The sequence below is a fragment of the Rhodococcus sp. SMB37 genome, from assembly GCF_004345605.1.
GTDB lineage: Bacteria > Actinomycetota > Actinomycetes > Mycobacteriales > Mycobacteriaceae > Rhodococcus.
The window spans coordinates 106073-122417 of record NZ_SLVY01000006.1 but is presented as its reverse complement, the minus strand read 5'-3'; the positions used below and the strand labels follow the sequence as shown (position 1 = coordinate 122417).

17 protein-coding genes are annotated in these 16345 nt (G+C 64.2%); all 17 read left to right on the top strand.

The features are described from left to right. The first annotated feature begins 402 nt into the window (after positions 1-402). Entirely contained in the window at positions 403-999 is a 597-nt protein-coding gene (locus tag EV641_RS29455) for a hypothetical protein (protein ID WP_199233223.1), read from the top strand. Continuing rightward, positions 996-1307: a hypothetical protein gene (locus EV641_RS12000; protein WP_132471979.1), complete on the top strand. Its 312-nt coding sequence runs from the start codon at positions 996-998 to the stop codon at positions 1305-1307. Before EV641_RS29455 ends, EV641_RS12000 begins: the two co-directional genes overlap by 4 nt. 409 nt (positions 1308-1716) lie before the next feature. Further along, positions 1717-3135 carry a hypothetical protein gene (locus EV641_RS11995; RefSeq protein WP_132471978.1) on the top strand — a complete coding sequence of 473 codons (1419 nt, stop codon included), beginning with the start codon at positions 1717-1719 and terminating at the stop codon, positions 3133-3135. A gap of 102 nt (positions 3136-3237) precedes the next feature. Then, a complete protein-coding gene (locus tag EV641_RS11990) occupies positions 3238-3849 on the top strand; it encodes a hypothetical protein (protein WP_132471977.1) in 612 nt (203 codons plus the stop codon). A gap of 331 nt (positions 3850-4180) precedes the next feature. After that, on the top strand, positions 4181-4969 hold the full coding sequence (locus EV641_RS11985) for an AAA family ATPase (protein WP_158289153.1): 789 nt from the start codon (positions 4181-4183) through the stop codon (positions 4967-4969). Further along, positions 4969-5394: a hypothetical protein gene (locus tag EV641_RS11980; protein ID WP_241997121.1), complete on the top strand. Its 426-nt coding sequence runs from the start codon at positions 4969-4971 to the stop codon at positions 5392-5394. Before EV641_RS11985 ends, EV641_RS11980 begins: the two co-directional genes overlap by 1 nt. A 189-nt stretch (positions 5395-5583) precedes the next feature. After that, positions 5584-6804 (top strand): DUF2637 domain-containing protein, encoded by a 1221-nt coding sequence (locus EV641_RS11975; protein ID WP_158289152.1) that lies wholly within the window; start codon positions 5584-5586, stop codon positions 6802-6804. Further along, complete coding sequence (locus tag EV641_RS11970; protein ID WP_132471974.1) at positions 6804-8615, top strand: hypothetical protein; 1812 nt, start codon at positions 6804-6806, stop codon at positions 8613-8615. Before EV641_RS11975 ends, EV641_RS11970 begins: the two co-directional genes overlap by 1 nt. Further along, complete coding sequence (locus EV641_RS11965; RefSeq protein ID WP_132471973.1) at positions 8616-9410, top strand: hypothetical protein; 795 nt, start codon at positions 8616-8618, stop codon at positions 9408-9410. 199 nt (positions 9411-9609) lie between these two features. Then, on the top strand, positions 9610-11598 hold the full coding sequence (locus EV641_RS11960; protein ID WP_132471972.1) for a cutinase family protein: 1989 nt from the start codon (positions 9610-9612) through the stop codon (positions 11596-11598). 119 nt (positions 11599-11717) lie between these two features. Next, positions 11718-11858, top strand: a complete 141-nt coding sequence (locus EV641_RS29735) for a hypothetical protein (protein WP_241997120.1) — start codon at positions 11718-11720, stop codon at positions 11856-11858. A gap of 170 nt (positions 11859-12028) precedes the next feature. Continuing rightward, on the top strand, positions 12029-12559 hold the full coding sequence (locus tag EV641_RS11950; RefSeq protein WP_132471970.1) for a hypothetical protein: 531 nt from the start codon (positions 12029-12031) through the stop codon (positions 12557-12559). 281 nt (positions 12560-12840) lie between these two features. Further along, positions 12841-14988 (top strand): ADP-ribosyltransferase, encoded by a 2148-nt coding sequence (locus EV641_RS11945; protein ID WP_132471969.1) that lies wholly within the window; start codon positions 12841-12843, stop codon positions 14986-14988. Positions 14989-15043: 55 nt separating this feature from the next. After that, entirely contained in the window at positions 15044-15232 is a 189-nt protein-coding gene (locus EV641_RS11940; RefSeq protein WP_132471968.1) for a hypothetical protein, read from the top strand. Then, positions 15229-15651, top strand: coding sequence for an ADP-ribosylglycohydrolase family protein (locus EV641_RS30120; protein ID WP_277874491.1), 423 nt, complete (start codon positions 15229-15231; stop codon positions 15649-15651). Before EV641_RS11940 ends, EV641_RS30120 begins: the two co-directional genes overlap by 4 nt. Next, a complete protein-coding gene (locus EV641_RS30115; protein ID WP_277874490.1) occupies positions 15536-15895 on the top strand; it encodes an ADP-ribosylglycohydrolase family protein in 360 nt (119 codons plus the stop codon). Before EV641_RS30120 ends, EV641_RS30115 begins: the two co-directional genes overlap by 116 nt. 20 nt (positions 15896-15915) lie before the next feature. Continuing rightward, complete coding sequence (locus EV641_RS30110; protein ID WP_277874489.1) at positions 15916-16311, top strand: hypothetical protein; 396 nt, start codon at positions 15916-15918, stop codon at positions 16309-16311. Positions 16312-16345 lie beyond the last annotated feature (34 nt).

Genomic DNA, 16345 nt, shown 5'->3' with positions numbered 1-16345 from the left:
AGTGGTTTAATAGATGAAGGATACGGGGGTGGTGGAATTGCCTAAGAGGTGCAAACGGTCCCCCAGCTGTTAGGGCAGCTGAGGGACCGTCAGTTGAAGCCAGCCGACTGTTTGCCGCAGTCGAACAAGCCAGAGGCACGCGGGTTTGCCGCCCGCGACCTCGATTGCAGATGGAGACCTGCTATGAACACGTTAGTTGGTACTGGGCGTACACGCCTAGTAGCGGACAGCCCCGCTCCCCCGCTAAGGGGAATTCACGACACATCTTCTGCTGGCAAAGATCCTCGACATACCCTTGCCGAGCATTTGCCGAATCCTGCCGCCACCGCATGCTCGACCTGCGGGTTCGCCTATTCCAAAGACCGGCCATTGTGCCCGCCCGTCGCTCGAGCACTGCGCAAGATGGCGACGCGCACAGACGCCAGATCCTTGAGCGCCTACTCGACGGACCAGCTCCGCACGATGGAACGAGAGCACTGCGGCACCGGCCGGTGCCGCCGGTGCGGATTCACCTATACCCCCAGCGCGCGCCTCTGCCCCACCTCCCGCCGTATCGCTCTCGAACTCGAGTCACGCTTCAAAGCACCGATGAGCGAGACCCGAGTGGGTCAGGGCATGTGCGCCGGTAAAGGACTTGCCTGGACTGTCACCGGGAACGAGTCCTCGGCGTGGCGACAGGCCGCGGCGGCGTGCACCCAGTGCCCACTGCTCGCCCAGTGCACCGCAGATCTGGAGAGTCGGCTGGCTGGCGGGGAGAAGATCACCAATCAGATCCTGGCCGGGCGGCTGTTTTCCACCCAGGGTGTCGAGGTCAAGGTCGAGAAGATAGAGCAGTACGCAGACCGATGTGGAATGAAGACCCGGGACCGGAACCACCGTGCACCAGCTCGGCGGTCGACCCGGTGCACGGTGGTGGCCCGGACCGCACCAGAACCGGTAAAGACGCTCACAGCAGACACAGGCGACCAGCTGGCTCTCTTCGAGTCGGTGGCCGCATGAGCCATGCAATCGCATCAGACCGCGAAGGCCGCAGGTGGGCGGTGATCTCCGTGGGCGCCACCCTCAAAGGACGTCTCGTCGGCGGTACTGCCACTCCGGCGGTCATGGACCTCGCCGAGCTGATCGATGCGCACGGACCGCTGATCATGACCTCTGCCCGTCCTGCCGTCACTGGCGGGTTCGCGGCGATCGCCGACACCGTCGGTCTCGTCGCATCCGATCCGGAAACTGCCTCGATCGATCAGATCAAGCAGGTCGCCGCCTTCGCAATGTCGCTCGTCCTGCCACAGGGTCGACAGAGCGCATGACCGATTTCACTCGCCATATTTCTCCCATGCGTGCCTCCACTCCGGAGGGTCCTGCGCGTGGTGTGATGTGGGGTGCTGAAGTGGGTCGAAAACACAGGAGGTGCACCCATGACTGAGTGATCCAACCGAACTATCCAGCAACTAAACAGTGCAGTGATATAGCCCAAAAAGAGAAAAACCCCCAGGTGGGGGTGGGTTTTCAAGAGGAGATCCGCGGAAGGATTTGGTAGATCCTTCATCACTTGAGGGAGATCGTCTGGCAGGACGATCCGCTCTGGGTGAGTGTCCGAAGTTAGAGCTTCAGATACTCGTTACTGCTTCCCCGAAGGGACTTACCTTGGTTGGTACGTCTCAGGGTAGCGCACACCCTGAAACAGGCTCAACAGATCAGTTTTCTACGACCCTCGGCGTGTCGTCCGAGGTCAGCGTTATCGACCCTGCTCTGCCCCAGCCCTTCGCGGCCGGCGAGTGGGAAGCGATCGTTGCTGCTGCCGTGGCGAACGTCGCCGAGATCGAGGCCGCACAAGCACAGGACGACCCCGCTGAGGCCGCGGTAGATGACCTGCTCGAGGCCCAGCCCGTAGGCACACGCGCCGCGCTGTCGCTCCCTGTCCCAGCAGGTACATGTGCCCGGACCCCGACCTGGCACAGCCGCCGGACCTGGCTGGAGCTGTGCGAGTGGATCGTCACCCACACCGATCGCGGCCGTGAGGCCCTCAAGCGCCACAGCATCGCCGCAGGCACGTTTCTGCGGGTCTGTGCCGCTCACGCCGAGTACGCCGAGTCCACGACCGGACGTCATGTATCGGTAAGCCTGACCACCCTCGCCAGCAAGTGGGATCTCTCGACCGACAAGCTCAAGCGTGGTCGACGGGTACTCAAGGCGACCGGCCTCGGCGTCGAGCTTGCCCGCGGTAAGAAGCTGAATGGGATCGAGCGCGAGGCTGCCGCCCGCCTCTACTCGCAGGCCCACGGGCACGCCCCTGCACGGCTCCAGGTCGGCGCTGCGAGCGTATGGGCGCTGTCTGCACCTCACTGGGCGGTAGAAGCCATGCCCGCTCCAGAGAAGCCGCAGCGGCGGTCACGGCGTCGCCCCACACGCGCCCCCCGGGGGACGGCCGCCCGCCCTGGTTCGCGAGCAGAACGCAGGTCCAGCCGTTCCGCACCCCAATCCCCTGGTGGTTCTTTTCCTGTGAATCTTTCCGCTAGGAAAGATCACCAAGCGCGCGAGCGCGCAGGCGAAGAGAACTCAACTTCGACGATGATTCGACCGTTGACGCTTCAGCGAGCGGCCGCTGAACTGCTCGACCGCATCCCGGCGCTGCGCGCTGCCGTCGGCTTCGATGATTCGACCGGACGCCGTCGGGGCCACATCGGATCGGTCTGTGACCTTCTGGTCGACGCGGGTATCGACACCGATCGCTGGACAGGTGCTGACATCGCGCAGGCCCTGAACCACGACGGCACCGCTCGCGGGTGGACGTGGCCGACCACTGATGCGATGACCTCCCCGCTGCGTCTGGTGGCGTACAGGCTGTCTCAACTCGACTGGACAGGCCCCTCGCTGACCGAGCGCAAGATCGGCGGCCGTGATTTACCCGGGGAGACCCCGGCTGCGACGGCACATCGGCTGGTCAAGGCCCGTCGCCGCGCTCTCGCCGATACGTCGGCCACGCAAGCTCCCCGGGCGTCTGCCGAGCTTCGCAGGGCACTTCGTGCGCAGCTGGCAGCGGACCTGGAGGCGAGGAGGCAAGCTGCTGCGCGAACCGCATGCTCTGAGAAGGGACATGTCGTCAGCCCAGGTAAGAATACATTTCAGGCTCGGTGAACCACTCCGTCGACAGGCCAAATGCACTGCCCGAAGACAGCTGGTGCATAGGCTACGAAACGAGTCGCACGAGCCCGGAACGCGCAGAGGACGGAAGTGACCATGGGCAACAGGAAGACCCACCGGTCGCATCCGCGCGTCCTGGTCAGCCGGTCTGTCGAGGAGCGGCAGAAGGTCTCCCACAACGCAGACTCGGTCAGGGAGCGGCTCCGGAACGGAACGCGGTTGGTTGTGGTCGACAGTGGCGACCAGGTCATCGAACTGTCCGACAAGGAGCTGGCGCCGGCTACACACGACTGGACGCTGCGGATCGTGGGTATGTCGACGGTCCGTATTCACCTCGCCACTCCCCTGCCGGACACCGCGCAGATCGTCGCGACCGGCCGGTCGTTCGTGGAGGTTACGGGCCACGTAATCGTCCACGCCTACACCCATGCCACCGTGCACGCGTTTGACCAATGCACCGTCCATGCGCGGAACTTCGCATCCGTCAGTGCCTGTGATTCGGCCGCGGTTATCGCTGTCGACGACGCAGAGATCTCCGCCTACGACAGTGCACGTGTGTACGCGAGCAACCGCGCTCAAGTCACGGCGGTCGACTCCTCATCCGTACATCTCTCTGGAGACGCTCATGCCTCCGTGGTACGTGGCGTGAGAGTCACCGGGCCTGCCCGATCGAACCTTCACGTCACCCTCCCCTCACGTTCTGCATAAGAATCACCAGTACCCCTATAGCCCATATGGGGGATATAGGGTGATGCTCGCCGGGCGTTGGAGCTTGCGGCAGTATCGCCGCGTCAGCATCCCGGAATCGCTCGGCATCTGGCATGAGTCGAGAAGATGAAAGCTCAGCACAGCTCAGCCCAGCACAGCACATATAAATGCAGTACATCTCTCCTTCTGTATTGCTATTGCATCTATGCGTACAACAGCTGACGGTAACTAGCCCAATAGCTGCTTAGCAGAGATACGCTTAGCCAAGATATAGTGCACTGAACATATATAAGCTAATATAAGTACCCATATGGGAATGAAAGGAGGGGTTATGACGATCACCGCGATCGCCAACCTCAAAGGTGGGGTCGGTAAAACCACCGTCGCTAACGGATTGGTCCATGCTGCGGCAGCCAGCGGTAAATCCTGCTTGCTCGTCGATGCCGACATGCAGGGCAACTCCACCAAACATCTGACTGGGTACTCATCCAAGGAGCCTGCACCGAACTCGCTCGCCGATGTCCTCGACCGCAGCATCGACCTTCCTACTCGTGAGGCCATCATTGCTGCACGCCGCGAAGCGATCCACGTGATCCCCAGCGGCTTCGGTGAATTGCAGGCAGTCAGCGACCAGCTCGGAACCAAGGCTGGGGGAGAGATGGCGTTCGCGAGGGCGCTCAAGCAGATTTCCGGCGACTACGAGCACATCCTGATCGATTGCCGTCCTGCGATCGATCTGGTCTCACGCAGCGCTCTGTACGCAGCCGACAACGTCCTGATCGTGGTGCAGCCCGAGCAGGATGCGCTGGACGGACTCGACGCGATCCGCGATGCCATCGAGGACATCGCCGAGTACATGGACAAGGTGCTCCCGATCGCTGGTGTCGTGGTCAACCGTGTCGACGGCCGCCGCACTGACCACTCCAAGACTCTCGGCTACCTCAGGGAGTACGCAGCTGAGGACGGGATCGACCTGCTCGGCGACCCCATTCCTCAGCTCACCGACATTTCCAAGCTCACAACTGTCGGCATGGGATTCGACCAACACCCCAACTCTCCGGCCTGGGCGCGCAACCTCCATAAAACATTCACCGAGATCCTGGAGAAGGTGGCTCACTGATGAGTGGCATTCCCGAACCTGTACGACCGGCACCGCGCCGTTCCCGCAATACCTTCGCGCAAGCCGCGGAATCCATGAAGGCCGAAGACACAACCTCCGCAACGCCTGCACCTGTTGCGCAACAGCCTGCTGCAACGCCTGCACCTGTTGCGCAACAGTCCGCCGCAACACCTACGCCCGTTGCGCAACAGACCTCGCCGACCCCGAAGAAGCGCAAGGTCGCAACAACCGACATCCTGCTCTCGGTCTCCGAGGATCTGAAAGAGCGCATGGTGGCCACGCTCGAGTACACCCGACCACGCACGGGCATCACCAGCCAGCAGCAGTTCATTCGCATCGCAATCGACCAGCTGTGCAAGCGTCTGGAGGCCGAGTACAACAACGGAGAAGCATTCCCCCCGCCCGCCAAAAGCATCGAACTGTAAGCCATATGGGCCATAGGGGATATAAGTGCAAATATGGGGAATTGCATGGATTGCACCGTCCCTACCAGCACCGTTGCGCCATTGCGCACTGATGCATCCTCCGACGGCCAAAGATGCAATGAGACCCCGCCGGCTGGTATCCGGCAGGGCCTCTATGACCGGGACCACCCTGGAAGGAAACCCCGATCAATGACTGACCTTAATCTCCGCGCCGCACGCATTCAGCTCTACGGGCTGATCGCCGCGCTCGTATTCGCGATTCTCATCGCTGCCGGCATCACTGCCGGTGCCTTTGTGCTTTCGTTCCACGTGCTGCGCGACCTGGGACTACAGGGCATGCTGCCTGCATCGCTCACCTGGATCTTTCCCGCCATCGTCGACGGAGCCATCCTGGCGGCAACGATCTCCTCAGTCGTCCTCAACAAGGTCACCGGCCCGAGCCCGGGCCGTACCTTCTTCCTGTGCCTGCTGGTCTCAGTCGTCGTAGCCAGCGTCGCAGGAAACGGATACCACGCCTGGCGTGCGGCCGAGGAAGCTCGAGCGCTGATTGCGGCCGGTATCGACCTCGGCTTCACGCCGTTGCATCCGATCGGTGCCGCGCTCATCACGGTCATCCCGCCGCTTCTGGTGCTCGCGTTCACCCACGGCATCGGCATCCTCATCAAGGCGATCGGCACCGCCTACAGTGAGTACAACGAGCTGGCGAACACTACTGACGCAACACACGACGCAACGCCGACAGCTGTTGCGCAGCGGCACACACTCGTTGCAGAGGACGTCGCACCGACTGTTGCAACCCCTCATTACGTGACCAGAGAACCCATCGCACCAACTGCGACCGCCGCGACTCAGACCTCCACAGAACCCGCCATCGACGCCGTCGCTGCGCCGGCCGGTCCGATGCTTACTTCCGCCGACGCGCCCCCCGTTGTCCCTGACGCGCCCCCCGTTGCGCGCGTTGCGTCCCCTGTTGCGCCTGTTGCGCCTGTTGCGCCTGTTGCGTCGAGTGCACGCACCGTTGCGCATGATGTTGCGCATTCCGACGTCATTGCGTCCAACGTTGCGATGCACCATGCAACTCCGGAACCCGAGCGCACCGCGCCGGATGCAACGATCGCGCCGGAGCAGACCACCGCTGCACTCCTGGAGTTCATCAACAACGCCCAGGATCTCTCGGATAACGTCCGTACGACAGCTCGCCTGAAGATCACTGAGCCGACACTGTCGTTTGCCGCCATCGCCGAGGAGACCGGCGGTGTCGCAGCCAGCACCGCGATGCGGCGCTACAAGAAGGCAGAGGAGGCTGCACTCGTTGCCGGTTTCGAGATGCCTCCGCTGCCCGACCTCGGTGAGAACACCCTCGCCGCAGACCTCGACCTGGGCGAGATCCACGAGCTGGTGAGGTCCTGATGGCCCCGCACGAGAACGGCGCAGAGCAGTTCTCACTCTTCGACGTCGGCGCCGACAACGAGCCGGACCAGATCCCTGAGCCCAACCAGTCCCAGCCGTCCACACCTGCTACCGACACGGCTCTAGATGGGGAAGTGACTGCGCCGGAATCCACCGAGATCGCTGAGCCCGACGGCGGGGACGTGGGGGAGGAGCCTGTACAGGAACTGCGGCCGTGGGAATCACTGCCCGTCACCGGGGACGCCGACGGTCATGCGCTCATCGTGACCGCAGAGGCCACCTACGCACCCTCGGGGAACCGGCTTACCGGTCCTGTCGACTCGATCGAGAAGCTGGACAAACTCCTCCACTGGGCCGCGCTGACCCCCCACGGACTCACCGCACAGGTGTGGTTCGTCGGCATCGACTCATGCGCCCAGCTCGGCTGGACGATCGATCCGGGCAGCGAGGACGACGTCGACGACCTCGAACAGCTGCGTCAACACGCAGCCTCCGAGCTGACCGAAGCCATCGCAGCGACACTGCCACCGTTGATCGCCGCCGGATGGGAGCTGCGCGGCGATCCCGGGTTCGTCGTGCACCTGATCCGGAAGGTCGGCAAAGCCACTCAGATGGTCGACCTGATCCTCGAGCCGTACGTATGGACGTACTGGAACAAGGACTTCGGGTGGGGCAACCGCGTCGGGGACATGGGCATCCTCGGCAACCCGACCGCAGGTACCTACCTGCCCGACGACGACCTGCCCGCCGCCCGCGAACTCGGCCGCCGTCTCGCCTGGTCGGTCCACCACCTGGACACCCTGCCCGGCCCCACCCCGGCCCGCACCGGCGCCGCGATCCTCGACAAGATCCGCCGCGAACGCCTCCGCACCAGCAAGGGCATCGTCGTCACCGCAGCAGGGCCGATCCCGCCCATTGACGGCATACCCCGCGGCGACTTCGAGCCGGCCGCTGGCTGGTCCCGCGTGCCCGATACCGACGACCTCGACGACGCGGCCGCGTTGGTCACCATCGACCAGCGGGCGTCCTATCTCGCCTCGGCCGGGATGCTCTCGTTCGGCTACGGCCGGGTCCGTAACCTGCTCGGCATCGACGCGGCGTCCGCCGCCTCGGAGGCCAAGCCCCCTTTCGGGATCTGGCGGGTCACCTTGCCCGCCGCAGGGCAGTACGCCCTGCCCGACAAACTCCCACTGCCGCACCCGGCGATGCTCGACGACCAGCCCGTCCAGACATGGATCACCACGGTCAGCCTGGAGGGCCTATGCGCCTCCATCGCAGACGGCGGCATGGGCCTGGACGTCGACGACCTCGACATCACCGAAGCATGGGTCTACGAGGAACAGGGCCGAGCCCTGGACAAGTGGGCCAAGGTCCTACGCGCTGCACGGACTGTGGCCGTCGACACCGACGATGTGGCGATGAAGCGGTTTCTCGGCGCCTGCTATAAGGGCTACGTGGGCCGGATGGTCAACCCGGACATGTGGACCGCGACCCGCATGCAGCACCACCACCAGCCGCTGTGGCGCGCGGCGATCATGGCGCACTGCCGGTGGCGTGGCCGCCGCGTGGCGATGCGCATCGCCCGCGAGACCGGCCGGTGGCCGATCCGCACGATGACCGACTCGTGGGTGTACCTGGTGGGGGAGGGGCAGCGCATCGCCGATGATAGCGACGCACTGGGCAAGATGACTCTGGAGAAGCAGGTGGAGCTGACCGACGAGATGATCCTGTCGTTCGCGGCAGCAGAGACCACCCACGAGGTTCGCCTCGCGATCGCCGCGGCCTACGGTGCACAGGACGAGGAGGATTAGATGGCGCTGCATCTGCCCAAGCCCCGCTCGAAGTCCGTGCCACAGAAGACGACCGGCCTCGACGGCATGAAGGTCAAGGTCGCCGCTGCTGCGGCCGCGGGGATCGCCAAGGCGCAGGAAACCAGCAGTGGTCTGGCCGGCCTGACCTCGACGGTGTCGGTCAAAGAGCTGCGTAAGGAGATCGGAAACGAGGGCTTGCGGCAGGCCGCGATCGACGCTGGCGGCACGCCGCCTTCCGATCGGACGCTGCGCCGCTGGGCGCAGCAGGACCGCATCCCGCATGCGGTGCTCTCCGAACTCGCCCAGCGCCGCGCCGCAATTGAGCGGCTCGGCGGCGTGAACGAGGTGGCAAAGAAGATCGGCCGCAGCCCGTCGTCGGTGCGCAAGTACGTCTCCGGCAAGACCAACGAGTTGCGCAACGACGCAAAGTCCAAGCTCAAAGCCGCGAAGGCACAGGTCATCATGCACAAGGCCGGTGTCCTCAATCCGGATGGAACACCGAAGGTCGCCACCATCCGCGTCACCGGCCGCGTGCACGTGCGCAACGGCGACGAGGCCGGATACGACTACCGCACCCGCACACTCGACTTCGGCAACTCCGATGTCCCCTTCAGCGCGGAGGAATCACAAGCGATCGCTGCGGCGCTGGCCAACGACGACCAGGCCCGCGTCGTGGCGATCCTCGAACGGCACGCCACCCTCGACTACCCGGAGAACAAAGGCTTCGACGTCTACGGCGACCAGTTCGGATTCCACTTCGACGCCATCGACAAACTCGAGGTCACCTGGCACTGAGACCACACCCGCCGAGGGGTCGCTTCCGCTGCACGTGGAGGTGGCCCCTCGGCGCAGGTCGTGCGTGCATCTAAAAATTGTTTGTTTCCGCAGATCAGGGCAGTAAAAACGGGTGAGAAAAGCGGTTCACCCCGTTGGGGAAAACAGCACGTATGGGTGAACGTATGCGGGCACATTCCCTTCCGGTCATGAGGTGCCCATGCCTGTCAGACGTTCGAGGTCCCGCCGCACAGTCGCACTGATCGCCACCGCGACCGTCGCGAGCGGCGGCGCACTGCTCACTGCTCCCGCGTTTGCTCATGCGGCGCCGGCCAGCTGCACATCGACGTTCAACCTGTTCATCCCCGGAACATGGGAAACCGACGAGAACGCTGACCCCAACCAGCCCGTGGGCATGCTCAAACCGATCGCGGACGCACTCCAGACCGCTCACGGCAACCAGGCAGAGGTCTACACGCTGCCGTACATGGCCAGCGCATTCGACAACGGCCACACCTATGCCGCCAGCAAGGCCGACGCAGTGTCCAGGGCCAACCAGGTGCTCGCGGACGTCGCGAACTCGTGTCCCAGTACGAAGTTCACGATGGTCGGCTACTCGCAGGGCGCCGACGCCGCCGGCGACATCGCCTCGGCCATCGGCAACGGCAACGGCCCCATCGATGCGAGCCGTGTGCTTGCGGTCGGGCTCCTGGCAGACCCAGGAGCCGGTACGAAGGGGACAGCGACCGTAGGACCACGCACCTCAGGGCAAGGCATCGCCGATCCGCGGCCACAAGGAATGGGCGCCCTGTCCGGCCGCGTCGCCTCGATCTGCGACCCCGGCGATCTGTACTGCTCGATCGAAAAAGGCTCGAGCCCACTGCTCGGCTCACTCGGCTCGATCCTGAGCAAAGGCGCCGGCGCCGGTGACGCCACTGCAGATCCCGGCGGTAACACACAGCTCGCCACGGCCTTGACCTCCGACTTTTCCGACGCGGACCTGCCAGCGCTGGGCACCGACGTGGCCGCCCTCGGACAGCAACTCACCGCACCAACTGTCGACATCGATCAGGTCGCTTCCTCTGCGCGGTCGATCGCACAGACTCTCGCTCCACTGGCCGATCTCCTCGGTTCCGGTGCTGCGAACCCGGCAGCGAACGGCCAGCTCATGGCTGCGCCGATCGGCTCGGCCGAACACAATGCCGGCGAAGTCCTCACCCGGGCAGGGCAATCCGATCTCGCTGGTGCCTTCACTGCCGTAGTTGATATCGCCGATACGGCGAGCGCGCTTGCCGGTGGTGATTCGCTCAGCTTGCCGGCCTCTGCTCCCGAGGTGCAGACACTCGCCGCGAACGCGGACGTGCTGACCGGGCAGATCGCGCCGCTGGCCTCCACTCCTGCAGATGCGTTCAGTTCGGCCGCCAGCGTGCTGTCGGTGCTCAAACCGACCGTGGTGGTCAACCAGGTCCTCAACGTCGCCACCGGCGTGACTTCGCTGGATATGCCCGGAATCCTCCACAATCTGACGCTGCTGCCGCAGAAGGTTGCCGCGCTCGATGCGCAAGGGGCACACCATATTGCGGGCGAGTTGAACAATCAGTTTGCGCCGCTGGTGAAGATGGCTGCCGCCGTCGACATGCGATGGGTCTCGCAGATCTTGGCGGTCATCCCGGACCCGTCCGGCGCAACACAGATCGCGGCGCTCGTCGCGTCGATCCTGTCGAACGTCGACGTGATCAGGCTGGCCAACATCGTCGGTCAGATTCAGGAGATCGCCTGGTCGGCGCTCGAAAAGCTGTTCCCTCCACCTGGGATCGTCCCTGATCCTCTCGGAGCTGGAGCAGCGATGACCGGCTTGGTCCCGGTGGGCCTGGACCTGGCGTCGGTGGCGGTCGACATGCTCTCGGGCAAGGCCGCCAAGACCGCTCCTGAACTGCTGGGTAAGCAGGCGAATGTTCTCTCGACGAGTATCACCACTCAGGCCGCGAGCCTCGACCTTCCGCAGCTGTCGGACTCGCTGGTCACGCTCTCGCAGTCCCAAGGCGCCGATGACCTCGCCTCGCTGGTCGGTGAAGGACTCAATGCGGCAAGTTTCTTCACCTCGGGCGCTCACACCAATTACAACGCTCTCGTTGTCGACAATGCCGGCCGTGACGCCATCGAGTGGCTCTCGGACTGGCTCAACCTCCAGATCGGACGTGCTGTATGAGTCCCCGTGCCCACAACCCGTCTGCCCGCTGGACGTGGTGCGGCCGTTGCGAACACCGGGGATATCTCACTCGCGGTGACGCGAAGGCGGTCCGGAAACGCCACCATGGGGAGAAGGGGATGGCCGTGTTCCCATGCCCGCACACCGAGGGCCTGTTCCACGTCGGACACCGCCCCGATGCGCTGAGCAGCGGGGAAATAGACCGGGGTCTGTTGCGACATCAGGCTGTGCAGGCCGCCGCGGGCCGCTGGTCATCGTGAACAGGGCCGAAGGGACTTCCGGTGCCTGCGCCATTGGTGCCGCTCGCTCTCAGGAAGGCTCATCGGTGCCCGCCACCTGCCCCTCGCGGCGATCCGCCACCGGAGGCATCGACGCCGTACCCACGGCGCACACCACCATCCGATAACCCTTGATTGACGAGGAGAAAAGCATGCCCACATCGACCACTTTGACCAAAGCCGAGCGTCGCGCGGAGCAGCGCCGAGTGACTGCCCGTGAGCGAAGGATTACCAAGCGTGCCAAAGAGCTTCGTGTGATGTACCACGGCTGCGACGACCTCGAAGTGCCCTCGGATCGGGAGATCGTCGAACGCTACTGCGCGCTGCGGGATACAGGGCGGCTGCCTGCGAATGTGGACGAACTCGAGGGCACATTGTCGGTTGTGCGCCGCCGGCACTCTTCTCGAAGCACGGAAGCTCATTTCCCGGCGATGATCGCGGGTGTCCTTGCGCTGATCGTGTGTCTGATGTTCTTCGACTTTGGCGATGATCCGGGAGCTGTCACCGCGTCTGGCTTGGCCGGCAGGATATTGGTGACCGCCCTGGCGACCGCGGTAGTCGTGACGCTCGTGTGGGCGGCGGCACGCCAATCCGAGCGGGATCTGTCTGTCGTGTTTCGCGGGCATGCCGATGCGCTGTTGTCGCAGGTCGAGGCGGTGGAGGCGGTTTCCGCTCTGAAATGAGGCTGCGGAATCAGGATTACTGGCGTTGGGTCTGTCCGGGGCATCGGATGTTCGGAACCGAGTTGTAACAACGCAATGCAGCATTGTAAGGTTGATTGGAGAAAGTCCACGGGAAGAGCTGTTGTCGTTTGATCGAGCGAGACGGAGGTGACCATATGGCCGGCTACCTGCATGCCGGTGCAGACCCCGGTCTCCTCCCCGGAAAACGACCCGCCGCACACACTCGAGTCGGTGGGTGGGGCCAGAGGGGGGACGTGTCGTCTTCCCAGTACAATCCGCCTATGTGCCGTTCTAAAGCTCATGGATCTGGCCGCCGGTGCCCGGGCTGCGGGAGCTACAAAGCTGCCGCCAAGGCCAACGGAAACCGCCGGCTCGCTCGCGAGGCTCGCAAAAAGGTCGTCGACCACCTGAAGGAACAAGGACTGATCGAGTCCGCGGCCGCGATCCAAGCTGCGCCGCCGAGTGTCCTCAAAGAGTTCATGGAAGGGCTGGGGATCGACCCAGAAATTCTGGGCAAGACCCCGATGCCGAGCACCCACGCGAACCCGCCGAGCGCGAAACTGTTGATCGCGCAGGCGATGGCAGAAAAAGAGAAGCTGGCCGGCCCGAAGATCACCCCGGCTCAGGCCGCTCTCGACACCGCTGAGGAGAACGTTGCCAAGGCTGACGCCGACGCCGAAGAGGCAAGTAAAACAGCCAAGCGGCTCCGCGCCCGACTCACCACCGCCAAGCGCAAGCTCAAGGAGGGAACGGGTACAGAAGACGCTGTCGCGGAGAAGCAGAAAGACTTCGACGCCGCCAAGGCCGCTTCCATCGACGCCCAGCGCCGCCAGAGCGAAGCACGAGATGACCTCGTCGCAGCGAAGTTCGGCATGCGTGACGACATGGGCAGCGACGAAGAACGCGACGCCTACTACGCGAGCCTGACCGACGACGAGGTCGCGGCAATCGGACGGTCCTACAACCGCAAGTACGCCGCCGAGGCGACCACGGCCATCGCCGAAGGACCGGTCCTGGCACCGGCCGGCATCGAGCGGGACACCACCGTCTACAAGTCCGGCATCATTCCGATGGAAACAGGATCGGGCGTCGAACAGGCCGAAGGCCGGTATCTCGACGGCGGCACCGCCATCGTCCGCCGCGGCTACAGCGACTTCGTCATCCTTCAACGCAAAGGCGAGGCGTACTACCCCGTGGCCATCGCCAACGGCAAGCAAGAAGCCCTGGTCAAAGCAAACCGCATCCCGATCCTCGTCGACCCCGGAGCACTACCCGAGGGCGCGACCGACATGCAGCGGCAGGCCCATGCGATCCAGGGCGACGTGCTGCTCGATGTCGCACGCCAGTCGGCCGCAGGCAAAGCATCCACTGCCGAGGTCCAGCAGAAGATCATCAATGACGGCTACAGCGGTGCGGTCGAGAAACTGACTGACTCGGTCGGCGCCGGCCCGGTGCGCGCTGATATCTACGACGGCGTCAAACGACACAACAAGCGCCTTCGGGAACAAGCCGCGGTCACGGCAGGGGAGAAAGCCCGCACGGAGGCGCTGGCCGCCGGTAAAACCAAGACGCAAGCGGAGCAGGCATACGCCTACGCTCATCGCCGCGCGCTCGGCACCGAAACACGCGGCGGCGGTGTGATCCCGCACTTCGAGCACAAGATCCCGCCGGAGAGTCTGGGCGTGGAGAAGCACAAGAGCCTGTACCGCAGCGGAATCCGATCCTTCGGTAAGGAAACTGCTGATGACTACGCGGTGATTCACCAGCGGGCCGGCGATCTGAAGGCATGGGGGTTTTCGGTCAGCGGGCAGAAGGTGCACACCTCCAACCTGTCCGCGCTGACGGAGCACAACTCCGCATTCGTGAAGAAGGTGCTCGACAAGTCCGAGCGCAGCGCGCTGAAGACCTACACCGGCGGCAGCTACCACGCGATCAACGCTGCGGTGACAGGTCGTGATCCGAATCCGGCTGCATCGACGAAAACGACAGTCTCGGGCATCGAGTCGGCGTTCGACAAGTTCAACGAGCACAATCCGAACATCGAACCGATGACCGTGATGCGCGGCACCCGCGTGCCGAGCGGATGGAAGGGAACGGCAGCGGAATACATCGATTCCACGTTCACGGTCGGCTCGAAGATGCAGATCGGCAAGGTCACCAGCACCACAACGAAGCAGAGCACCGCGAAGGGATTCGCCGGCCAGCCGCCGTACATGATGGTCATCCGTACCCGCTCCGGCCTTCCGGTCAAGTCGATCTCGATGCACAGTGGCGAGGATGAGGTCATCGTGCCCACGGGAACCGACCTGCGCTGCGTTCGCGTCGACCACAACGGCATTCACGGCATGCCGACGGTGTGGCTGGTCGCCGAGGATCTGGTTGCAGAAGCAGACGGAAGCTCGCACCCACCACTCCAGGCAGTAGCCTAGAAATGCTTATCTACATGGGAAAACGACACGTCCCCTTATGGAGAAGGAAGCCATCATGAACTCGAAACTGACCGACGAACAACTCGATGACATCCGCGGCTACCTCGATCAGGGCATGAGTCCGGACGACATCGCTAACTACATCGGTCGCGTCGCGGACCTCGATCTCATCGAGATCGAGTACGTCCGCGCGGCCGCCAACGAACTCGAGCAACAGCGACAGCAACAGGGGGGGAATCCGTGACCGCACCCACCACGATCGAGCGGGCCGCGCAGCTTGCGCGCTACGGCAACGCGCTGACCGGTCTCGCAGCCGGCGACGCCTGGGGCTACCAGGTCGAGTTCCGCACGTACGCCGCGATGCCCGCATATCCGGTACCCGCGCCTGTGGGGGAGTGGATCATCAGTGACGACACCCAGATGACCCTTGCCCTACACGACGCACTCGTCGAGGTCACCGACTTCGACGACATCACTGAGGTCACCGAGACCATCGTCCGGCACTTCATCCTGTGGCAGCTCGATCCCGACAACAATCGCCGCCTGTATGGGGTCGCTGTCGAACCTGCGAGCCGGGGCCCGCTGGTACGACGCCGATGGCGCGCTCGAATCCGCCGGCTGTGGTGCCGTGATGCGCCTGGTGCCGGCGGCGTTCGCCCCTGAGCTCTACTGGCGGGGATTGACCGCGCTTCAGGCCGTGATCACCCACAAGCACCCGCGTGCGATCGTGCCGGCGCTGCTGCTCGCCGACGCGATTCGGCATGCGCCCGACCGCCGCGGCCGATTCCTCGAGCACGCCCTCGCCGAAGCGGAGCGGATCTTCGACGGCGTGAGCGACTGGTTGACCGACCCTTACCTCGCCGCTGTCCTGGCCCCCTACCGAGGGACGTGTCATCTGTACTGGTAGACGGGCTGAATGATGATGTCGTGGACATCCTTGTCGCCGCCGCGGAGACTTTGGACCGACTCATAGGGATGGACCCCGCCGAGTACGGCGACCCGTGTGTAGACATCGGCGAAGGCTGGGAGTCGGCCAGCGCGCTCGCCCTCGGCCTTCTCGCTGCCGATCTGGCGACCGTTCCGGAAGATCAGAAGGTCACCCCTGACGAGGCATGGAAAGGCCCGCAGGCCCTGGCATGGGCGGCAACCAGCAACGGAGACTCGGACTCGATTGCCTGCATCGCCGGTGCTCTCATCGGTGCGGCACAGAGCGCGCCGGATTACTGGCGCAGCGGCGGGCTGACACCGCGGTTCGAGCCCCGCTACACCGACGCGATCGCCGCGGCATCGAACCGACTTCCAGGCGACGGCGTCGAGAGCTGATCTGTCGTCACCTGGTAGGTGAAATGGGCTGTGA